The organism is Acinetobacter sp. 102, from assembly GCF_037028485.1.
GTDB lineage: Bacteria > Pseudomonadota > Gammaproteobacteria > Pseudomonadales > Moraxellaceae > Acinetobacter > Acinetobacter higginsii.
On the sequence record NZ_JAZEZK010000053.1, the window covers coordinates 1 to 1583 of the forward strand.

The following is a 1583-nucleotide window of genomic DNA, read 5'->3' on the forward strand; positions in this document are numbered from 1 at the left end:
GATGAATGCACCAGTAAAACATAACGCTAAGGACTTTTTCGCAAAGCCAATGGTTCAGGAAAAGCTAAAAGAACTTGTTGGCAAGAATGCTCCTGCTTTTGCAACGTCTGTATTGCAGATCGTGAACAGCAACTCGATGTTGGTAAATGCTGACCCACAAACTATTTTTAGTGCTGCATGTATGGCTGCAACGCTGAATCTGCCAATCAATAACAATCTTGGTTTTGCCTACATTGTTCCTTTTAAGAACAACAAGGAAAACAAGATTGAGGCCCAATTTCAACTTGGGTACAAGGGATACATCCAGTTAGCACAACGTTCTGGTCAGTTCAGCCGCATTGCTGCAACGCCAGTCTATAACGGTCAATTGATTAGTGAAAATCCTTTGCTTGGCTATGAGTTTGATTGGTCGGTCAAGCCAAGTGGTGATCCGATTGGATATGTAGCGTTTTTCAAGCTAATTAATGGCTTCACTGCTGAACTTTACATGAGTAAAGAAGAAGTAATGAAGCACGCCAATAAGTACAGCCAAACAGCCAAAAAAGGTTATGGCGTGTGGAAAGACCAGTTTGAAGCAATGGCGCTCAAAACCGTGTTAAAGCTGCTTTTATCGAAGCAAGCACCCCTTTCGATTGATATGCAAAAAGCTCAAATGGCAGATCAGGCAATCATTCGTGATGTGGATAAAGACGAGTTTGAATACATCGACCATCAAGAATCAATTGCAGACTTAGAAGCACCAAAACCAACACTGAATGACGATGAGTTTAATGCAGCACTAGAACAGTTGAATGTTGGCGCAATCGACAAGGCTTATATCTTGGATGGGTATTCGCTAACAGATGCTCAACGTGTGGCAGTGGAGGTTCAGTGATGAAACTATTCCGCTGTTCTTCTCTACATAAATTAATTGGTGATGGTCGCTCTAAAGCGGCTGTCATCAGCGACACAGCAAAATCAGCTATCCGTGACATCGTGAAAGAGGACCTATATGGCTTTCGCTCATTCACAGGTAATCAGTACACAGCAAAAGGAAACTTGCTAGAAGATTTAGCAATCGAAATGTCAGGCAAGATGCGTTTCCGCAATTACCAAAAACACGTAGGGCGTGTTGAAAATAAACTAATCACTGGTGAGTGTGATGTGCTTGATCTTGAGCGAAAACTCATTATCGACACTAAGGTTACTTGGGATATTGGCACACATCCATTTTTCCAAGATGAAGCAATGGAGAAAGTCAAAAAGGCAGGCTATGACGTGCAGATGCAGGCGTATATGTGGCTTTACGATTGCGAAGTTGCACATGTTGATTTTTGGTTATTCCCTTGCCCGCCTGAACTTTTAAAAGATTGGGATGACATAGATCAGTTGGTTCATCTTGTCGAAGCAATTGATATTCGAGAGCGCAAGACGACTGTGATTATTGAGCGTGATGAATCGGTTATTCAGAAGATCAAAGACAAAATTCCGCACTGTCAAAACTACTACGAGCAACTATTTGCTGAGCGTAGCAAAGGAAAGGTGGCAGCATGATCGAACTCAAACTTGGCCTTTTAATTTTGACTGTGCTTGCAGTCATGGTG

At 42.2% G+C, this 1583-nt stretch carries 2 protein-coding genes; both read left to right on the forward strand.

Annotated features, from left to right (window positions below; translation table 11 throughout):
• The first annotated feature begins 1 nt into the window (after window position 1).
• Complete coding sequence (locus WA352_RS21660) at window positions 2-874, forward strand: recombinase RecT (protein WP_033134756.1); 873 nt, start codon at window positions 2-4, stop codon at window positions 872-874.
• On the forward strand, window positions 874-1533 hold the full coding sequence (locus WA352_RS21665) for a PD-(D/E)XK nuclease-like domain-containing protein (RefSeq protein WP_033134757.1): 660 nt from the start codon (window positions 874-876) through the stop codon (window positions 1531-1533). The genes WA352_RS21660 and WA352_RS21665 overlap by 1 nt, the downstream gene beginning before the upstream one ends.
• Window positions 1534-1583: the final 50 nt, after the last annotated feature.